Source organism: Methanobacterium sp. (assembly GCA_012838205.1).
Lineage (GTDB): Archaea > Methanobacteriota > Methanobacteria > Methanobacteriales > Methanobacteriaceae > Methanobacterium.
This window is the reverse complement of sequence record DUPR01000014.1, coordinates 1-16,009: the sequence shown is the minus strand read 5'-3', so window position 1 is coordinate 16,009 and position 16,009 is coordinate 1. Positions and strand designations below refer to the sequence as shown.

General features: G+C 38.1%; 21 protein-coding genes. 20 read left to right on the top strand and 1 reads right to left on the bottom strand.

Translation table 11 applies throughout. From position 1 onward, the window contains the following. Nucleotides 1–97: 97 nt before the first annotated feature. From endA to argH, 20 genes are all read left to right on the top strand, one after another. The gene (gene endA, locus GXZ72_02080) at nt 98–613 is read left to right on the top strand and encodes a tRNA-intron lyase (GenBank protein ID HHT18338.1); all 516 of its coding nucleotides are present in this window, start codon (nt 98–100) and stop codon (nt 611–613) included. 71 nt (nt 614–684) lie between these two features. Next, nucleotides 685–1,776 (top strand): tryptophan--tRNA ligase, encoded by a 1,092-nt coding sequence (locus GXZ72_02075; protein ID HHT18337.1) that lies wholly within the window; start codon nt 685–687, stop codon nt 1,774–1,776. Between the two features lie 70 nt (nt 1,777–1,846). Beyond that, nucleotides 1,847–2,479, top strand: coding sequence for a stage II sporulation protein M (locus GXZ72_02070; protein HHT18336.1), 633 nt, complete (start codon nt 1,847–1,849; stop codon nt 2,477–2,479). Between the two features lie 163 nt (nt 2,480–2,642). Next, a complete protein-coding gene (locus GXZ72_02065) occupies nt 2,643–3,839 on the top strand; it encodes a threonine synthase (GenBank protein HHT18335.1) in 1,197 nt (398 codons plus the stop codon). A 235-nt stretch (nt 3,840–4,074) separates the two neighbouring features. Beyond that, nucleotides 4,075–4,278, top strand: a complete 204-nt coding sequence (locus tag GXZ72_02060; GenBank protein HHT18334.1) for a histone family protein — start codon at nt 4,075–4,077, stop codon at nt 4,276–4,278. A 795-nt stretch (nt 4,279–5,073) separates the two neighbouring features. Beyond that, nucleotides 5,074–5,445, top strand: coding sequence for a 50S ribosomal protein L7ae (locus tag GXZ72_02055; protein HHT18333.1), 372 nt, complete (start codon nt 5,074–5,076; stop codon nt 5,443–5,445). A 44-nt stretch (nt 5,446–5,489) separates the two neighbouring features. Next, entirely contained in the window at nt 5,490–5,696 is a 207-nt protein-coding gene (locus GXZ72_02050) for a 30S ribosomal protein S28e (GenBank protein ID HHT18332.1), read from the top strand. Nucleotides 5,697–5,716: 20 nt separating this feature from the next. Continuing rightward, nucleotides 5,717–5,878 (top strand): 50S ribosomal protein L24e, encoded by a 162-nt coding sequence (locus GXZ72_02045; GenBank protein HHT18331.1) that lies wholly within the window; start codon nt 5,717–5,719, stop codon nt 5,876–5,878. After that, on the top strand, nt 5,875–6,333 hold the full coding sequence (gene ndk / locus GXZ72_02040) for a nucleoside-diphosphate kinase (protein HHT18330.1): 459 nt from the start codon (nt 5,875–5,877) through the stop codon (nt 6,331–6,333). The genes GXZ72_02045 and ndk overlap by 4 nt, the downstream gene beginning before the upstream one ends. Before the next feature lie 132 nt (nt 6,334–6,465). Further along, on the top strand, nt 6,466–8,244 hold the full coding sequence (gene infB / locus GXZ72_02035; GenBank protein HHT18329.1) for a translation initiation factor IF-2: 1,779 nt from the start codon (nt 6,466–6,468) through the stop codon (nt 8,242–8,244). A 101-nt stretch (nt 8,245–8,345) separates the two neighbouring features. Then, entirely contained in the window at nt 8,346–8,723 is a 378-nt protein-coding gene (locus GXZ72_02030; protein ID HHT18328.1) for a 30S ribosomal protein S6e, read from the top strand. A gap of 18 nt (nt 8,724–8,741) precedes the next feature. After that, complete coding sequence (locus tag GXZ72_02025; GenBank protein HHT18327.1) at nt 8,742–9,968, top strand: translation initiation factor IF-2 subunit gamma; 1,227 nt, start codon at nt 8,742–8,744, stop codon at nt 9,966–9,968. A gap of 27 nt (nt 9,969–9,995) precedes the next feature. Further along, nucleotides 9,996–10,355 carry a twitching motility protein PilT gene (locus tag GXZ72_02020; GenBank protein HHT18326.1) on the top strand — a complete coding sequence of 120 codons (360 nt, stop codon included), beginning with the start codon at nt 9,996–9,998 and terminating at the stop codon, nt 10,353–10,355. A gap of 160 nt (nt 10,356–10,515) precedes the next feature. Then, nucleotides 10,516–11,037, top strand: a complete 522-nt coding sequence (locus GXZ72_02015) for an inorganic diphosphatase (protein HHT18325.1) — start codon at nt 10,516–10,518, stop codon at nt 11,035–11,037. A gap of 31 nt (nt 11,038–11,068) precedes the next feature. Further along, the gene (locus tag GXZ72_02010; GenBank protein HHT18324.1) at nt 11,069–11,656 is read left to right on the top strand and encodes a DNA-directed RNA polymerase; all 588 of its coding nucleotides are present in this window, start codon (nt 11,069–11,071) and stop codon (nt 11,654–11,656) included. Further along, nucleotides 11,657–11,839 (top strand): DNA-directed RNA polymerase, subunit E'', encoded by a 183-nt coding sequence (locus GXZ72_02005; protein ID HHT18323.1) that lies wholly within the window; start codon nt 11,657–11,659, stop codon nt 11,837–11,839. Beyond that, nucleotides 11,839–12,345, top strand: a complete 507-nt coding sequence (locus GXZ72_02000) for a DUF359 domain-containing protein (GenBank protein ID HHT18322.1) — start codon at nt 11,839–11,841, stop codon at nt 12,343–12,345. Before GXZ72_02005 ends, GXZ72_02000 begins: the two co-directional genes overlap by 1 nt. 12 nt (nt 12,346–12,357) lie before the next feature. After that, nucleotides 12,358–12,666 carry a 30S ribosomal protein S24e gene (locus GXZ72_01995; protein HHT18321.1) on the top strand — a complete coding sequence of 103 codons (309 nt, stop codon included), beginning with the start codon at nt 12,358–12,360 and terminating at the stop codon, nt 12,664–12,666. A gap of 33 nt (nt 12,667–12,699) precedes the next feature. Next, nucleotides 12,700–12,855, top strand: a complete 156-nt coding sequence (locus tag GXZ72_01990; protein HHT18320.1) for a 30S ribosomal protein S27ae — start codon at nt 12,700–12,702, stop codon at nt 12,853–12,855. 25 nt (nt 12,856–12,880) lie between these two features. Then, on the top strand, nt 12,881–14,290 hold the full coding sequence (argH, locus tag GXZ72_01985) for an argininosuccinate lyase (GenBank protein HHT18319.1): 1,410 nt from the start codon (nt 12,881–12,883) through the stop codon (nt 14,288–14,290). A gap of 302 nt (nt 14,291–14,592) precedes the next feature. Here argH and GXZ72_01980 read toward each other — a convergent pair. Beyond that, a partial coding sequence (locus GXZ72_01980) for a hypothetical protein (GenBank protein HHT18318.1) occupies nt 14,593–16,009 on the bottom strand: 1,417 nt, incomplete at its 5' end.

Here is a 16,009-nt window from a genome sequence, read left to right as displayed (position 1 = left end):
CCAAGGTCATGATTTTTCTTATCCCGAATTATATAATACACAATTTAAGAGTTTTTTAAAAAAAATATTACTGGAAACAAAGATAAGAAGGTAAAAAATGGACTCGGTGTTAAGAGGAGAATTGGTTGTTATCAAGGATCATAAGAAAGCTGCCGCCCTCCATGAAAAAAGCCATTACGGTAAATTCCACCAGAATGAATTACAACTTTCACCACTGGAAGCTTTATACCTTCTTGAAAAAGGTAAGATCAAAATACTGGACAAAACACCCCATGGGAAAGTATTATCTGTAGATGAAATATGGGAAATGATCCAAGACAAAGGTCTACTATATAAATACATTGTCTTCAGAGACTTACGAAACCGAGGATATGTTGTTAAAACCGGTTTCAAGTATGGTTCAGAGTTTCGGCTATACGAAAGAGGTAAGTCTCCTGGTGATGGTCATTCTGATTATGTGGTGAAGGTAGTAACTGAAGATCAGAACATACCCATCTTTAACTTCTCCAGTTATGTCCGTGTTGCACATGGAGTTAAAAAAAAGCTCCTCATGGCAGTAGTGGATGATGAACAGGATATAACCTACTACAATGTTGAGTGGACCCGGCCATAATGCTCTTCGCAATATTCAAAACTTTATTAATTGAGCATGCCTATTAACTATAATGATATAAAGGTGATTTATTGATAGATCCATGGAGTTCAGCCATCTTAAACTATGAAAAACTCATAGAAGAATTTGGAATCAAACCATTTCACGATCTTTTAGATGAAATAGAAAGTCCTCACATTCTCATGCGCAGAGGTGTGATATTCGGACACCGGGACTACGGTAGAATAGTAAAGGCTATGCGAGAAAAAAACAAATTCGCTGTGGTAACCGGTATGATGCCCAGTGGTAAAATGCATATAGGCCACAAAATGGTTGTAGATCAATTAATCTGGTACCAAAAAAGAGGTGCCGAAATTTACATCCCCATTGCTGATATGGAATCATATTCAGCACGAGGAATTGATTTTTCAGAGGCTAAAAGGATTGCAATAGAGGAGTACATCACCAACTACATCGCCCTAGGTTTAGATCTTGATAATGATAATTTGCATATATATCTCCAATCTGAAAATAAAACTGTGGGGGATTTAGCATATAAACTGGCTAAAAGAGTTAATATGAATGAGATGAAAGCCATATATGGTTTTTCAGGCTCTACTAACATAGCACATCTATATACACCACTAATTCAAGTAGCGGACATATTACATCCCCAACTAGAAGAGTTTGGGGGGCCTAAACCTACAGTGGTTCCAGTTGGACCAGATCAGGACCCTCATATACGCCTTACCAGGGATATTGCAGAGCGATTCGGAACCCAATTCAATTTTATAAGCCCTTCTTCAACATATCACCGCTTCATCACCGGACTAACCGGGGGCAAAATGTCCAGTAGCAAACCTAAAACTGCCATATTTCTCACTGACTCAGCAGAAATGGCAGTAAAAAAGTTAAAATCCGCGAAAACTGGCGGAAAAGAAAGTTTAGCCGAACAACAAGAAATGGGTGGCATCCCAGAAGACTGTGTTGTTTATGAAATGCTACTTTACCATCTACTCCAGTCTGATGATGAGTTAAAAAAGATATACCATGAATGTAGGGAAGGTAGTATTATGTGTGGTGAGTGCAAAGCTAGGGCTGCAGAGATGATTAAAAATTTCTTTAAAGATCTCCATATTAAAAGAGAAAATGCCAAAAACAAAGCTAAAAGTATATTAAACTAGAAAAGTTTAAAAAAATAATATTCACAACTAAAAATAAAACATAAACTTCATAGATAATAGGAGTTTTAAAATGGCTAAGGAAAGATTTGAGGGCGTATTGGGTGGACTGTATAGCCGTAACGAAATTTTTCTCGTTTCATCAGCTATGATATTCATATGTTCCGTTTTTATTGGATATGCTTTTTCAGGGGTGTTAGAACCTATATTGACCAATATCTTCGGGGAATTTAAAAGTAATGTTTCTAAGGGTATTTTAAACCTTGACACTGTTTCATTGCTGACCCATAACTTGACTATTATACTGATGATGTATTTTGGAGGCATACTCTTTGGTTTGGGCACCGCATACTTCCTGATATACTATGGCCTTTTCCTTGGCTATGCTGGTTCCCAATATGAATTAGGATACTTTATTATGTCTGTAATACCACATGGTGTTTTTGAGATTATTGGATTCATAATTGTAGGTGCGTCTGGTTTCCGATTGGCCAATATACTGATTAATATTATGAAAGGTTCTTTAAAGTTGCAACCAGACTTTAACATGGCGAATCAGTTTAAATTTTTGTTGGAAGTAAACTATGACGATTTTAAGGACTCTTTAATTATGATGGGAATTGCCATAGTTTTGATCTGCATAGCTGCTATTATTGAAGCAAACTTCACCCCTGGCTGGATAGAATACATGCAAAATGTAGTATAACTACTGATCAAATTGCATGAAATGTATCTGCAAATTTAGTTAATTTTAGGGGTTTTGTGAATCCATGAAATAATATGTTTATAATAATCATTTACTTAAATAACAGTGAATCTTAATTTAAATGAAACTGACACGTTAATCTAGAAGCAATGAAGGTGATTTTATGATGAAATGCATTTCTTGTGGAGCCGAATATCCTGATGACGAAATAATATATACGTGTCGCCAGTGCGATTCAATATTAGAAGTGATCTGTCAACCAAAAGTATCAAAAGATGTTTTTCGATGCCGTAAATCTACAATGTGGAAGTACAAAGAGTTCATGCCCGTGGATCCATCCGGAATAGTGAGTCTGGATGAAGGAGGTACTCCTTTCTGCAAATGCGATAAACTAGGAAAAGAATTAGGAGTTGAACTTTACGTTAAAGTAGAAGGTTCCAATCCAACTGGCAGCTTTAAAGATAGAGGCATGAGTGTTGGAATTACCAAAGCCCTGGAATTAGGTGTGGATACAGTAGGCTGTGCCTCCACTGGAAACACATCTGCCTCTCTGGCTGCCTATGCAGCAAGAGCTGGTTTGAAATGTGCTGTTCTGCTCCCTGCAGGTAAAGTTGCCTTGGGAAAGTTGGCCCAAGCAATGTTCCACGGAGCTCAAGTTATATCAGTTAGGGGTAATTTTGACCAAGCTCTGGAAGCAATCACCACTTTAGCCCTGGAAGGGCAGCTTTATCTTTTAAACTCAATAAATCCTTACAGATTGGAAGGTCAAAAATCAATTGGATTTGAAATTGTGGATGAACTTGGATGGAAATCGCCTGACAGGATAATATTACCGGTTGGAAATGCTGGAAACATCTCTGCAATTTGGAAAGGTATAACTGAGTTTTATGAAGCTGGATTTATAGATGATCTCCCCCGCATGACAGGAATACAGGCTGAAAAAGCAGCACCTATCGCCAGAGCAGTGTGGGATGGTCGGGATGACATTATCCCTGTGGAAAATCCAGAGACAGTGGCTACCGCAATTCGTATTGGAGCCCCAGTCAGCGCCAAAAAAGCGATCAATGCTATTTATGAATCAGATGGGTTAGCAGAAACAGTTAGTGATCAGGAGATTTTAAGTGCTCAGAAATTACTGGCCCGTACTGAAGGCATTGGAGTGGAGCCAGCCTCAGCAGCATCTATTGCAGGACTTAAAAAGCTGATTAATTCCGGTAAAATAGATAGAAAAGAACAGATCGTGTGCGTAGTTACTGGTCATGTCCTTAAAGACCCTCAGGTAGCAATAAATGCATGTGAAGATCCTGTTGAAGTAGACGCCGATATCAATGCACTTTCTAAGATAATAAAGCGTGATTAATGGAGTTTGCCCCCTATTTTTTGGGAAAAAATCTGGACTATTTCTATATCCCAATTTTTTCTTCATGAGCCAAGATCATATAATTCGTGATGTGGTGTCCCAAGATCATAGGGATTATCTTGACATGCCCCAATACCATATGGATCACCAAATAATCCGTATTTTTAACGATACATATATATAGGAGTACAGCAACAGTGTATATTAACAAATATACTAAAATGAGGTGATTAATATGGAATTACCAATAGCTCCAATTGGAAGAATAATAAAAAACGCCGGTGCAGAAAGAGTCAGTGACGATGCTAGAGAAGCTCTAGCTAAAGCCTTAGAAGAAAAAGGCGAATTCATTGCTATTGAAGCTGTTAAACTGGCAAAACACGCAGGAAGAAAAACTGTTAAAGCTTCTGACGTCGAATTAGCCGTCAAAAGGTTATAAGTTAACCTTCCTTTTTTATTTTCTTTTTTAATGCCTTTTCAACCCTCATTATAACCGTTTTTTTCCACTCTCGACTTCGTTATATCTTGGAAGATTTCAGCTAATTTTAGTCAATATTTGTGCAAACACTAAACTTCATATTGATCATATCCCGGTCAATAAAAATGTTTCTTCACGGTAACATTCTTCATGAACTTTGATGTGATTAGAACTTCGTATTCGACAATATCAAGTTAAAAACTACCAGAATAACAGCCAAGTTTTTTTTGAAATAACTTGAAACACTATTTTTAGACAAATCAGTTAAAAGATGAGCAGATGGATGTGAGTATGGTAGGTTTAAATTTGGAATAATAATATTAACTAAACTGAATCCTTAAAAAATAATGGTAAAAAATACTTTAAATCAATAAATAAAGTGGAAAATAAGGTATTCTAGTCATTTTCTACTCTTACTTGTTTTTCACGAAGTATTAGAATTTTGGATCTTGGTGATATCAATAAAATCGTTTATATGAATGGGTTTTAAATTGATATTGTAAAAAAAGATTTGAAAACAATTTTGGAATTTACTTATGCAACTATGCTTAGATAAAGTATATATACTGTAATTAACTTATTTTGTTACATCTAATTTTAGAATTCTAAAAGATTTTTTTAAGTTTAAAATTAGAATTTTTAGGTCTATTCATCCAGACCAGAACTTCACATGCCTATATGATTATATACTGTGAGGTCTAAAATTAGAGTTTGCCGATGGATGGTTAAAACCAGATGAAAAAGGAGGTAAATTTAATGGCAAAAGCAATGTATGTTAAATTTGATGTACCTAAAGAGTTAGCAGACAAAGCCTACGAGGCTTTAGAGATCGCGAGAGATACTGGTAAGATAGGAAAAGGATCCAACGAGGTAACCAAAGCAGTGGAAAGAGGCGATGCTATACTAGTATTACTGGCTGAAGATGTTGATCCACCTGAAATTATCGCTCATATGCCTGTTCTCGCTGAAGAAAAGGAAATTCCATACATTTACATACCCACCAAAGATGAGCTTGGAGAAGCAGCAGGTCTGAATGTTGGAACCGCATCTGCTTGCATAACTGATGCTGGTGAAGCAGAAGATCTCATAAAAGATATCGTAGAAAAGGTAGAAGAGCTCAAGAAATAATTATTTATTAGGGCATAGCCCTTCTCACACACAAAGGTGATTAAATGGCAGAAGCAACTCCTGCAGAAGTTATTGAAGTGTTAAAAAGGACTGGTATGACTGGAGAAGTCATGCAAGTAAAATGCAGGATATTGGAAGGAAGAGATAAGGGTAGGATATTAACCCGAAATGTTATGGGAGCCATAAGGGAAGGCGACATTTTGATGCTCTTGGACACCATCAGGGAAGCCAAGGAAATCCGTACACCCTAGAATATATAAGGTGACAGAATATGAGAACATGTTCATTCTGTGGAGAACAGATACAAGAGGGTACTGGAACTATGTATGTCAAAAAAGACGGTACTATATATCTTTTCTGCAGCAGTAAATGTGAAAAAAATCGTATTAAACTCGGTAGAGTTTCCAGAAAGGTTAAATGGGTTAAAAAATGAATGAAAAAAGTTTTGTAATGTTGAAACCTGATGCAGTTCTGCGTAGGTTAACCGGGAAGATATTAACCCGCTTCGAAGACCGGGGCTTGCAAATTTTGGCAGCGAAAATGATGGTCATTCCCCGCAAACAAGCTGAAGAACACTATGCTGAACACAACACCAAACCTTTCTTTGGTGATCTGGTTGATTACATTACTTCTGGGCCGGTTCTGGCCATGGTTATAGAAGGAGATGAATGTATCAACCTAATCAGGAAGATGGTGGGAGCAACAAATCCTAAAGAAGCAGACTTAGGTACAATCCGTGGCGATTTTGCCATTCAAACCGGTAGAAATATTGTTCATGCTTCTGATTCACCAGAATCAGCTGAAAGGGAAATTGCACTGTTTTTCAAAGATGATGAAATCTGCGAGTATCAGCTTCCTGACCAGGAAATGGTATACGAAGAACCATAAACTTTTTGAGAAACATCATCATCTTAATCATCAAAGATGAATTAATCATACAATACAAAAACAATAAATCCAATTAACAAACAGGGAACTTAATTTTTATTCCCTCATACTTTTTAAGGGCGGAGGACTAGCTTGAAGATAAGATCACCTATTGTATCTGTTCTTGGTCATGTTGACCATGGAAAGACAACACTGTTAGATTTCATCCGAGGCAGTGCCATAGCCCAGAAGGAAGCAGGTGGAATAACTCAACACATAGGGGCTACTGAAATCCCCATGGAAGTTATTGATAACATCTGTGGAGCTTTCTTGGATAAACTTGAAATCAAAGAAACCATCCCGGGCCTGTTTTTCATAGACACCCCAGGGCATGAAGCTTTCACCACCCTACGTAAAAGAGGGGGTGCCCTTGCTGATTTAGCAATCCTCATAGTTGATTTAAATGAAGGATTCAAACCTCAGACCTACGAAGCATTGAACATCCTGAAAATGTATAAAACCCCTTTTGTAGTGGCCGCCAACAAGATTGATAAAATATATGGATGGCAACCACACCCAGGTGAATCTTTCTCTCAAACTTACCCCAAACAACCCTCTAACGTCCAGAACGTGCTGGATAATCAAATTTATGAGTTGGTTGGAATACTACACCAAGAAGGTTTCGAATCTGAAAGATTTGATCGGGTTGAAAACTTCGCCCGACAAGTAAGTATTATCCCCATCAGCGCGAAAAGTGGTGAAGGAATAGCAGAACTATTAACAATGCTCTTAGGACTGGCTCAACAGTATCTTAAAGAACAATTGCAGATAGAAATGGATTCCCCTGCCAAAGGAACAATTCTTGAAGTGAAAGAAGAAGTTGGACTGGGAACCACAATTGATGCTGTTGTGTATGATGGTATAATCCGTCATAAGGACACGATTGTCCTAACCACTCCTGAAAATGTTATAACCACTAAAATAAGATCACTTCTAAAGCCAAAGGCATTAGAAGAAATTCGAGAAGCAAAAAAACGTTTTGAGAAGGTGGATGAAGTAGTTGCAGCAGCCGGTATCAAGATCGTTGCCCCTAACATTGACAATGTCCTATCAGGCTCTCCCCTTCGAGTGGTAAGAGGAAACTTGGAAGAAGTTAAAAAAGATATATTACATGAAATAGAGAACATAAAAATAGATACTGATGAATTAGGAGTTATAGTTAAAGCAGACACCTTAGGATCCCTTGAAGCACTAGTAAATATGTTGCGCGACATGAAAGTTCCAATTCGTGCCGCAGACATTGGTGATGTTTCCCGTAGAGATGTTATTGACGCATCCATAGTAATGCAGGAAGATGAACTATCTGGGGTGATCATTGCCTTTAATGTTAAAGTACTGCCTTCGGCTTCCGAGGAAAATAAAAACACTGCTGTTAAAATATTCTCTGCCGATGTAATATACCAGTTAACTGAAGATTACCAAGAATGGATTCAAGAAATTCGCGAACACAAGAAAAATGAATGGTTTGCTGCCATTATAAAACCTGGAAAACTGCGAATCATACCAAAACTAGTTTTCAGACAGAGTAAACCAGCCATAGCCGGCATCGAAGTTCTCAGTGGAAGTGTTAAAAAAGGTTATGGTCTTATAAACAAGGACGGACAACGAGTAGGCGTAGTTGAGAGTATGCAAGATAAAGGAGACAACTTGCCATCAATATCCAAAGGACAGAAAGTAGCTATGGCGATAAAAGACGGAGTCTTCGGCCGTAATTTAGATGAAGGCGATGTTTTATATGTGGATATCCCTGAAAAACATTTTGAAATCTTGGAAAAAGAAATGAAATCTGATCTCAGTGATGATGAAAACGAAACACTCCAAGAAACCGTGGATATTAAAAGGAAAAATGAATCAAACTGGGGAATTTACTGATAAGTCCGATTTAGCTATAATTATATTCAATCATCATCAATAGATGGAAAACGATAAATAATATGAAACTAAAACACCAAAAATAAGATGGAGGAGATATATTGGCATTTAAATTAATTATTTCCCAAGGCGAAAACAGCCATCAATTGGAAGTGGAAGCCGCTGCATCCAAAAGATTAGTAGGAATGAAAATTGGCGAAGAATTCGACGCTGCACCAATGGGCCTTGCAGGATACACTCTTTGCATAACTGGAGGAAGCGATAAAAACGGTTTTCCCATGAAAAAAGATGTTGAAGGATCTCGAAGAATGAAAAGCCTCCTTTCAGGAGGAATCGGATTTAAACCAAGTCGAAAAGGTCAGAGAAGAAGAAAAACCGTTCGTGGAAACACAATATCCGATGACATAGTCCAAATTAACACCATAGTGGTGAAAAAAGGCTCTAAATCAATAGAAGATCTTCTAAACAGTGATGAGTAAAGATAATAGGTGTGACGAGTGAAAGTACAGTCTGAAGTTAACATTGGGCTAGTGGGGCATGTTGATCATGGTAAAACCACCCTCACCAAGGCCTTGTCTGGCATATGGACCGACACCCATAGTGAGGAAACCAAAAGAGGCATATCCATCCGTTTAGGTTATGCAGATATAACCTTCCGGAGATGTATGCAATGTCCTGAACCCCAGTGCTATACCACTGCCCTGGTCTGTGAACACTGCGGCAGTGAAACCCAGACCCTCCGCAAAGTTTCATTTGTAGATTCACCAGGACACGAAACCCTCATGGCCACCATGCTCTCCGGAGCAGCAATTATGGACGGTGCAGTTTTGGTTATTGCAGCTAATGAATCCTGCCCTCAACCACAAACCAAGGAACATCTCATGGCACTGGATGTTATAGGGGTGAAGGAAGTTATTGTTGTCCAAAACAAGATTGATATTGTTTCCAAGGAGCGAGCCCTGGAAAGTTATCACGAGATAAAAGAATTTGTGAAAGGAACTTGTGCTGAAGACGCCCCCATTATACCTGTATCAGCCCAACAATCTGCTAACGTTGATATTCTCATTGAAAACATCCAACACATCATAAGAACACCCCGGCGCTCACTTAGAAAAGCACCTCGTATGTACGTGGCCCGATCATTTGATATTAACCGGCCAGGTTGCAGTCCTAGCAAAATACAAGGAGGAGTTATCGGCGGATCTCTGATCCATGGTAAATTACATGTTGGAGATGAAATTGAGATTAAACCTGGAATACAAATAAAAAACAAGGGTAAATTAGAGTGGTTAAGTCTTTATTCCGAAATTATTGGATTAACTGGTGGAGGAGAAATCGTCGAAGAAGTGGGTCCTGGAGGACTCATTGGAGTAGCCACCAACCTAGACCCTGCACTCACCAAAGCAGATTCTCTTTCAGGATCAGTGGCTGGAAAACCAGGAACTTTGCCTGATATCTTGCACCAATTTACCATAAAAACTCACTTACTGGATCGAGTGGTGGGCACTAAAGAAGAGAAAAAAGTGGACCCCATAAAATCATCAGAACCCCTTATGATTAACATTGGCACAGCAACCACCATTGGAGTGGTCACCAGCGCCAGGAAAAATGAAGCAGAAGTTAAACTTAAGCTACCTGTCTGTGCAGAATCTGGTCAGAGAGTTGCTCTTTCCAGAAGAGTTGGTGCCAGGTGGAGGTTAATTGGTTATGGAATCATACGCTAAAGAGGCAGTCTTAGACGCAAATTTTTTATGATGTCCGCCCAGTTTTCACTGGATCTAATCGAAGAACTGGAGCGTACATTACCATCATACCATCTCTATGTTCCTTCACCAGTTATGTATGAGTTGGAAAAGATTAAAAAAAGAAGTAAAGGGAAAAACAAGATAGCGGCTTCGATAGCTCTTAAAATAGCTAAATCCCCTCCTTTTAAACTGAAAAAAGTATCACTTTTAAAGGGAGAAATGGTGGATGACGCCTTGCTCCGCATATCCCGTGTTCTGTGCACCAATGATCGTGACTTAAGAATTAAGGCAAGGAAGAAAGGAATCACAGTTGTTTACTTACGCCAACGACGATACTTGGCTGTGGATGGACATCTTAACATTTAATTTGAGTGGTAACACTGCCAAAATGAACATTTCTGTTTAAAGTCACTTTTACTTAGTGATTATCAAATAAAATCATGAAAAATAAATAAATTACTAAAGTCATAATATTAGACATTTACTTTCAAAATATTATCAATTTTTTATGTGGAGGAAATCAAGCATGAATCTCTGGAAGGACATAAAAACTGGGCCATCAGCTCCTGAAGTGGTATATGCAGTTATAGAAATACCCAAAGGATCCCGAAACAAGTATGAGTATGATAAAGACATGGAATCATTCGCCCTGGACCGGGTGCTCTATTCCCCATTCCATTATCCTGCCGAATATGGTATTATACCCCAAACTCTATACGATGACGGGGACCCCACAGATATCATGGTGATCATGGATCAGCCAACCTTCCCTGGATGCGTGATTGAATCCAGACCCATTGGAATGATGCGTATGATCGATGGCGGAGACCAAGATGACAAGATCCTAGCAGTGCCAGTGGAAGACCCACGGTATAAAGATGTGAAAGACATCAAAGATGTGCCTCAATCATTACTTGACGAAATAGCCCACTTTTTTACAGAATACAAAACATTAGAAGGGAAAAAAACTGAGGTTTTAGGATGGGAAAATGCATCCAAGGCTAAAGAAGCTATAATGCACTCTGTTAAACTTTATCAGGAACTTTAATAATTAAAAAATGATAATATGAGGGATTTGTTTGTATTTAATATCCGAAATAAATGACACGGTAAGAATCCCACCAAACCGTTTCAATGAACCTCTAAATGAGGTGGCCAGTGAAATAATAAATGAAACCTACGTTGGCAAAATTGATAAGAAAATGGGATTAATGGTTACCGTTAAAGACATTAAAGAAATTGGGGTGGGTAAAGTCATAATGGGTGACGGAGCTGCCTACCATGAAGTAGTATTCACTGCACTTTTCTTCAAACCAGAACTGCACGAAATTGTGGAAGGAGAAGTTATTGAAGTAACTGAATTTGGTGCTTTCATACGTATAGGGCCAATGGACGGTTTGGTGCACGTATCACAAGTTACTGACGATTACATAAACTATGATGGAAAAAGAGGAGCTTTAATTGGAAAAGAATCCAAAAAAACTTTGGAAGAGGGTAACCGAGTTCGTGCAAGGATCGTGGCCCTTAGTCTGAAGGGTAAATCTTCAAAAGAAACAAAAATTGGCCTCACCATGAGACAACCCAACTTGGGACGGGTAGAATGGATTGAAAAAGAAAAAGAGAAAAAAAGTAAAAAACCAAAAAAAGGTAAAAAGGAGAAAAAATAAATGGCCATCAAAGCATGCACCCAATGCCACCGACTCATGGAAGAAGATAGATGCGCAGTCTGTAATATGGCCACTTCCAAAAACTGGAGTGGTTTTCTGATTATCGTAGACCCTGAAAATTCACCCATTGCCCAAGAACTACAGATCACATTACCTGGAGAATATGCTCTGAGGGTTCGCTAGTGCTAATACTGCAAGAAAACTTACGTTCAGAATTAAAAAAACCAATAGGAGATCTCTACTCATCCCTAGATAAAGTTGAAGATTTCCTGAAATCAAAATATAAACAAGAATTATTGATATCCGTGGGCGATGTAACCACCCACAACCTCCTGAAAGTAGGATTAATACCACACTTGGGAATTATTGATAACATTGTCGAGAGAAAACCGGCAAACTATGAAATAACCTATGACAATGTAACATTAAATGCTGAAAACCCCCCTGGAGTTATAACCGACCAATTGCAAGAAACCATCAAAAAGTCCTTTCCACTGATTAAATCAGGATTCCATGTTGTAATCCGGGTTGATGGTGAAGAAGATCTGGCAGTTCTTCCCTGCATATTAACAGCCCCTTCCGGTTCTCTGGTTCTATACGGACAACCTGGTGAAGGTTTAGTGGTTTGTGAAGTTGATAAAGTAATAGATAAAGTTAAAAAGTTTAAAGATAAATTAGAGGAAAGATAAGGAGACAATATCATGGAGATAGACATTAAAGAACAGGTTGAAAATCCCCTTTTAAACCGAACTGAAATACACTTTGACTGCATTTACCAGGGAGAAGCCACTCCAAAGGTACTGGAAGTTAAAAACCGACTAGTTGCACAGTTGAACGTTGACAAAAACCTCCTAGTCGTGGATATATTAAATCCTAGTTATGGCGAAGGCCGAGCCGATGGTTATGCTAAACTTTATGACTCTGAAGAAAAACTAGTTAAAATCGAAAAACAGTACATCTTGGATAAGAACAAAGAACCTGTTAAAGAAGAAGAAAAAGAAGAAGAATAATTTAAATCACTTAAAAATCAGGAGGACAGATCAATGAAGAAATTCGAATTATACGAAGTTAAAGATAATAAGATCATCCGCAAAAACCCTGAATGTGTGCGTTGCTCCCACGGTGTTTTCATGGCAGATCACGGAGACCGTTACGCCTGTGGAAAATGCGGTTACACCCAATGGAAAGGTAAAGAATAATCATCATTTTAAGGAGTGATTTTTTTTGGATCTCCGTTCTGGAAGACTTAAAGGGAAAATGGAAAAAGAGGTTGCCGATTTCACATCTTCCCTAGGTTTTGATGTCCGCATCTTCCAGGCAGATATTCGTTGCAACCAAGCCCACACCACCATGCTCATGGAACAGGAGATCATTCCCCTGGAAATAGGGAAAAAAATCCTCAAAGCACTGAAAGAACTTGAAAAAGAAGGTATTGAAGCCCTGAAACTAGATTCAGCTGTTGAAGATATTCATATGGCTGTTGAAAACTATGTGACCAGTAAAATTGGTCCTGATGCTGGTTTCATGCACACTGCCAAGTCACGCAACGACCAAGTAGCCACCGACCTTAAAATAGCATTGAAAGAAGAAATTAATAGTATAAAGAAAGATTTACTTCTTTTTATTCAAATTATCATCCAGATGGCTGAAAAATATGTGGACACCGTTATGGTGGGCTACACCCACCTTCAACATGCCCAGCCCACCACCTTTGCCCATCATCTGCTCTCCCATGCTCAAGCATTGAAAAGAGATTATGAGAGAATTCATGACTCCTATAATAGGATGGATTTTTGCCCATTAGGATCAGCAGCACTTACTACTACTAGTTTTCCCATTAATCGGGAGCGCACTGCAGAATTACTTGGTTTTAAAGGTCCTATGGAAAATTCTATTGATGGAGTTAGTAGCCGGGATTTCATAGCCGAAACTGTATTTGCCTTGACCATGCTGGGGACCACCTTATCCAAGATATCAGAGGAACTCATTATATGGAGCAGTTATGAGTTTCAAATGGTGGAATTAGGGGATGAATTCTCATCAACATCATCTATAATGCCTCAAAAAAAGAATCCTGATGTAGCAGAGATTGTAAGAGCAAAAACCGCCCTTTTAAACGGTGAGTTAGTCACCATTCTTACTATTATTAAATCATTACCCCAGAGCTACAACCGAGATTTACAGGAAGTAACACCCCATTTATGGAAAGCAACCGACACATTACACTCTACACTGAATATTACCAGGGAGATGTTAGCATCCGCAGAGTTTAATGGTGTTCGGGGTGAAGAACTGGCACGGGCCAATTTTTCAGCAGCCACTGAACTAGCTGATCTTATGGTCAGGGAAGGAAAACTACCCTTCAGAACCGCCCACCAGATAGTGGGAAGAGCTGTGAGCATTGCTCTTGATAAGGGTATGCGAGCTGAGGATATGGATGCCCAGTTTTTAGATGAAATTTCACAGGAAATCTCAGGAAACCCACTGAAAATAGATGAGAAAATTGTAAATAAAGCTCTAGATCCAGTGGAGATTATTAAAAGCAGAAAAGTTGTGGGTGGTCCAGCCCCAGATATTGTTAAAGATTCTATTAAAGATTTAAAAAAATTTGTTGATGAAAGTATTTCTTCCTAACCATTATTCTTAAGAATTGAGAAATAAACTTAATCTTTATGATAAAATAGTAAAAATGATAATATTTAATGTACTTTCCATAATTTTTTACTAAGTTTTCGCATTTTTCGGGATTCTTTAACCTGTTTTTCTATATTATCGTCTTTTACAACTATAGATCCCTGATAATCACAAGTTTTTGCATTTCCATGTTCCAGAGTAAGGAATAAACAATTTTCACTTTTTCGGATTACATTCAGGACAGGTCCGGATTGCTGCCATTTTTAGCACAACCCTAATTTTCATTTATTGATTAAAATAGTTTAATAACTAAGAGAATCAACCACCCCTACCAATTGCTTAACCTCCTTATAGACAGTTGCATAAGGGGAATAATAATAAACTTCAAAGACTACAGCAGGAACTCCCCCTTTAATTAAGGGAATAGTAACATACTGTAGACTGGTAGGGTTAGGAGGATAAAAATAGGATAACCATGATATCTTACTTTTGATCGTCCTAGCAATTGTCTCAGCCTTTGTACCTGAAACTGGGCTGAATATAAATCTAGTTTTAGCCCAATTTCCAACATTGTTGTGAACATCAACTGTCAAAGTATACTTTTTTCTTAATATATCTGGAACAACTAGATATTTGGCAAGTAATTGACCATTCATACGTCCTTTTGCATAGTTACCTGCATCTTTAGTTACTGTAACTTGATAAACATAGTAACAGTATTTAAGGGAAGTATCCAGTTCTTTGATTGATTGTAAAAGAGCTTTGTGTGGAGATGATTCTAGTGGATGCACCCCAATTATATATGCTATTTTAGTAGCAGAATCTCTATTTCCAAATGGACCAATCTTTACAACTTTACCATAGCTTGTACTTCCTAAAAAAGTAACAGATCCCCACCATGGTCCCACACCAACTGAGCTTGGTAAATTATTATTACTGTCAATCACTACTTTGGAGAAAGTGTAAACCAGATTGTTGTATCCTAAGTAGCGTCCCAAGTTGGAATAGCTGGAGTAGTTGGGTGCCACCCAGTTACGTTCCATGTATCTTTGCACACGTCCAGCAATGTCAAAATACACAGACTTAGGAATTTCACCACTAATTTGGTTGTCTTGAGAATTTTTTGCAGGATTGCAAAAGTTATGATAAACTGATTCATCAATACCGTTTTCAATATTGCATATGGTGGTAGTTAAGATTAGTAAGAAAGAAGGCATTCCAACTTGAACACCATTGATAGTCACATAACTTGGAAGTTTATGATTATTATCCACATAATTTTTCACAGTACCAGCAGCACGGACAACTTGATCCCTACTGAACTTATCCCACGGTTTAACTGCAACAGTCGCAGGCAATGCAGATTTATATGAATCTAAAATAATACTGTAAGTATAAATCAAATTCTGATAACTTAAATAAGGTCCAAGACCAGTAGTACTGGAATAACCTGGTGCTTGTAGGTTGCGGTCCATGTACCTTTGAACTTTACCTGCAATATCAACATAAACTGATTTCGAAATAGTACCGACATGTATTTGATCTTTAGACTGTGAAGCTGGTCTAAAAATATCTATAAGCTTAGTAGATGATTGATCGTTCTTGTTGATCTTCTGGATGACTGTGGTTAATAATTGTAAGAATTCAGGCATTTCTATTTCTATTGTTAGGGGTTTTCCTTGGAGATCGATTCCACTGATCTCCACTTTGCCAGGTAGT

What these genes read in the sequence shown, in the direction of transcription:
- endA (HHT18338.1), top strand. Translation starts at nt 98, where the DNA reads ATGGACTCGGTGTTAAGAGGAGAATTGGTTGTTATCAAGGATCATAAG.
- GXZ72_02070 (HHT18336.1), top strand. Translation starts at nt 1,847, where the DNA reads ATGGCTAAGGAAAGATTTGAGGGCGTATTGGGTGGACTGTATAGCCGT.
- GXZ72_02065 (HHT18335.1), top strand. Translation starts at nt 2,643, where the DNA reads ATGATGAAATGCATTTCTTGTGGAGCCGAATATCCTGATGACGAAATA.
- GXZ72_02060 (HHT18334.1), top strand. Translation starts at nt 4,075, where the DNA reads ATGGAATTACCAATAGCTCCAATTGGAAGAATAATAAAAAACGCCGGT.
- GXZ72_02055 (HHT18333.1), top strand. Translation starts at nt 5,074, where the DNA reads ATGGCAAAAGCAATGTATGTTAAATTTGATGTACCTAAAGAGTTAGCA.
- GXZ72_02050 (HHT18332.1), top strand. Translation starts at nt 5,490, where the DNA reads ATGGCAGAAGCAACTCCTGCAGAAGTTATTGAAGTGTTAAAAAGGACT.
- GXZ72_02045 (HHT18331.1), top strand. Translation starts at nt 5,717, where the DNA reads ATGAGAACATGTTCATTCTGTGGAGAACAGATACAAGAGGGTACTGGA.
- ndk (HHT18330.1), top strand. Translation starts at nt 5,875, where the DNA reads ATGAATGAAAAAAGTTTTGTAATGTTGAAACCTGATGCAGTTCTGCGT.
- GXZ72_02020 (HHT18326.1), top strand. Translation starts at nt 9,996, where the DNA reads ATGATGTCCGCCCAGTTTTCACTGGATCTAATCGAAGAACTGGAGCGT.
- GXZ72_02015 (HHT18325.1), top strand. Translation starts at nt 10,516, where the DNA reads ATGAATCTCTGGAAGGACATAAAAACTGGGCCATCAGCTCCTGAAGTG.
- GXZ72_02005 (HHT18323.1), top strand. Translation starts at nt 11,657, where the DNA reads ATGGCCATCAAAGCATGCACCCAATGCCACCGACTCATGGAAGAAGAT.
- GXZ72_01995 (HHT18321.1), top strand. Translation starts at nt 12,358, where the DNA reads ATGGAGATAGACATTAAAGAACAGGTTGAAAATCCCCTTTTAAACCGA.
- GXZ72_01990 (HHT18320.1), top strand. Translation starts at nt 12,700, where the DNA reads ATGAAGAAATTCGAATTATACGAAGTTAAAGATAATAAGATCATCCGC.